Here is a 3083-nt window from a genome sequence, read left to right as displayed (position 1 = left end):
CCCCCCACCCGACCCCGCGTGGCCCGAGAACCGCGAGCGCTACCACGACATGCGCGTGGACCAGCGACGTGGCTGGAGCCACAACCAGGTCATCGAGGAGTGGGCGCGCAGCGCTCCCCAGCAGCTGAGCCTGTTGGAAGCAGGCCAGTACGACGCGGTCGCCCAAGATCCGGTGAACGTGACCGGGCTCGGGGTCTATCCGCGCCACCTGCTCGCGAACACCATGGCCTTCAACGTCTTCTGCCACCTGCGCAACGACATGCTCGCACCCGACGGCCCACTGCCGTTCAGCCTGCCCGAGGCCACCGACGCGGACGTGGCACCGGCCGTCGAATTCATGATCGCCGGTATCCCGCAGATGCAGGGCCCCGAGCTCGCCGCCACCGTCACCGAGCCCCTTGTGCTGGAGCTGACCGGACCGGGCGCGACGACCGTCACGGTGCGCCCGGCCTCAGGGGACGACGGGATCCTCACGCTGGAGGCCGGGGCCCACGGCGAGACGAAGATCAGCAGCACGGCCCTCGACTTCGTCAACTGGGGAACCATCCGAAAGCCCTGGCGGAACTACTGCGAGGTGACGGGCGACACCAGCAGCGCGGAGCGGTTCCTCGACCGCCTCAACATCGTGTGACGCGGCCTGCCGGAACCCAGTGGCCTGCGTAACTCAGCGGCCTGCCGGAACTCAGCGGCCTGTCAGGACTCAATGGTGCGGGAACGTCGCGACGGCCGCGGCGAGGTTCGGCTGCGCGAGCCGTGCGGATTCGATGTAGTCGCCCGTCCAGATCATCCGCACCGCGTTGGCCGTCGCCTCGCCCGCGTCGTCGTGAAGGTCGCGCTGCACGGACTCGGCCAGGCGTAGCGCGGCGGCCGGGTCGTTGCCGATCGGGCCGGGCACCGCGGCGTTCCGCTCGATCCCTTCGGCCAGGCCCCGGTACCACCCGGTGACGGCGTCCGCGGCGGTGAGCAGCTCGCGGCGCGCATCGGCCCCGGCGAGTTCCAACCTCGCCTCGCCCGCCCGACGCCACAGCGCGACCACGGCGTCCGCCTCCGACCGCAGCCGTACGACGCCGCTGACCAGCGTCGTCATGCTCGCGAGCGTCACCGGCTTGGCGCCGTGTTCGGCCAGGTAGCCGCGGTATGCGTCATCGAGCCGGCGCGCGGTCGCGGCGGCTCGGCGTTCCTGCGGGATGGGCAGGGCCTGCTCGCCGCTGCGGCGGCCGAGCCCGTATGCCACGGCGCCGGCGAGATACGCGGAGCTGTCCGCGTATGCCTCGGCGAGCGCTCCGCCCAGGGCCGCCGCCGCGCCGCGTGGCCAGAAGAACGCCGCCACCACGACGCTGACCGCGCAGCCGAGCGCGACGTCCTGAACGCGCACCAGCGTGAGGTGCACGTTCGGGCTCTCTCCGATGCTGAACAGCACCACCAGCGTGATCGTGAACGCGGCCTGCCCGGCGGCGAAGGAGATGGCCGCCGGCGCGATGCCCGTCACGAAGATCGCCAGGGGCAGCACAGCCCAGAGCACTTCGACCTGTTGCCCGATGGCCGCGAGCAGCCCGGCCCCGATCACCGAGCCGATCACGGTGCCGGCAACGGCTCGCAGCGCGTTCTGGCCGGTGTTCACGGCGTTCGAGCGCAGCACGGAGAGCGTGCCGAGCAGAATCCAGAACGAGTGCTGAAAACTCGTCACATCCGCCAGCGCGACGGCGACGCCCAGGCCGAACGCGCCGCGCAGGCTGTTGTGCAGCCACACCGAGCTCGGGTCCAGGTGCGCCTGAGCGCGGTCGCGCGCGGAGGTCGCGGATCCGCCGAGGGTGTCCGGATCGCGGCCGAGCAGCTGGTCGAACCAGCCGCGCTGCTCGGCCACGGTGACGAGTTCCACGTTCCGCCCGACGTCGAGTGAGGTGAAACCGAGCCTTTTGGCGCGGAAGGAGTCGTCCAGCGTCGCGAGATAGGACTGCGCGCCGGGACCTGCGGCGTCCCGCAACCCGCTCGGGAGATCCGCGGCCGAGAGGCCCACGAGCGCATCCATGGCGCCTCGCACGGCGTGGATCTGGGTCCGAAGCGGCTCGACCGGGCCGCGCGGATCGTCGAGCAGATCGGCGGCGAGATCGAGCAGGACGGCCACGGCGTGGCGCAGTTCGCCGGACCTTGAGCCGGCGTTCGGCTCCGAGTCGCGCGCTGCGGGGCCCTCGGCGAGAACGACGCTGAGCCAGGTGAGTTCGTCGACCAGACGGACCAGTGCGCGCGAACTCGCCGACAGACCGGTGGGCCGGTACGGCGCGTGATCGAAGACTCGGCGCAGATCCTTCGCCGCCGCGACCGCCTCGTGCATGATGGCTTCGAGGCCCGATCCGTTCGGCGCACGATCCGGCGGCGCCACCTCGGCGCGCAGTTGCGCTGCGGCGGCGCGGCAGGCGCGGGCGGCCGGAGCGCTGAGCGGGTCGGCGGACGGGCGCGGCCACAACAGCCAGACCGCCAGCATGGAGGCGCCGGCGGCCAGCGCCACGCCCGCCATCCGATGCGGGAGCTGCGCGTAGGGCACGGACGAGCTGACCGGGATGACGAAGGCGAGCAGCAGGGCGGTCGAGGCGCTCGCGAGCACCGAGCTGACGACGCCCGAGAACAAGATGACGAACACCACGGCCACCGTCGCCACCACCGAGACCCAGGTCACCCTCGCCGCCACCGTCCCGAGGCAGACGAGCGCGGCCCACGCGACCGCCAACGCGAACTGCGCCCGCAGCCGCTGCGCCATGGGCCCGGTGAAGTCGACGAACAGGAGCATGGAGAAGCAGCCGAACGCCGCGTAGTAAGCGAGAACCGAATCGTCCAGCACCTGCATGCCGAGGGCGAACAGCGCCGACGCGACGATGGCGGCGCGCCCGGCGCGCCGCGTGGCGGCGAGACCGGGATCGCGCCGGCGGAGCCGGGCCAGGGGCACGAGGCCGAGTGCGCGGCGTCGATCGTTCACGATGTCCACGCCGCGTTCTCGGTCATGACTAAACAGCTTACGAATATTCGAGCCGTCTCCGGCGCACCGCATCGCCGCGAACAAGCCTGCTGAGGGCGCCGGGGGCTCGGGG

General features: G+C 71.9%; 2 protein-coding genes. One reads left to right on the top strand and one right to left on the bottom strand.

All coding sequences use genetic code 11. The features are described from left to right. Positions 1-631 (top strand): hypothetical protein (locus KDL01_RS40070; protein WP_212533956.1); only part of this gene is annotated, 631 nt, incomplete at its 5' end. 69 nt (positions 632-700) lie between these two features. Here the strand turns inward: KDL01_RS40070 and KDL01_RS40065 are convergent. Next, a partial coding sequence (locus tag KDL01_RS40065; RefSeq protein WP_212533955.1) for an FUSC family protein occupies positions 701-3083 on the bottom strand: 2383 nt, incomplete at its 5' end.

This window comes from Actinospica durhamensis (assembly GCF_018139695.1).
GTDB classification, from domain to species: domain Bacteria; phylum Actinomycetota; class Actinomycetes; order Streptomycetales; family Catenulisporaceae; genus Actinospica; species Actinospica durhamensis.
The sequence above is the reverse complement of the archived record's forward strand: the minus strand, read 5'-3'. Positions and strand labels throughout refer to the sequence as shown.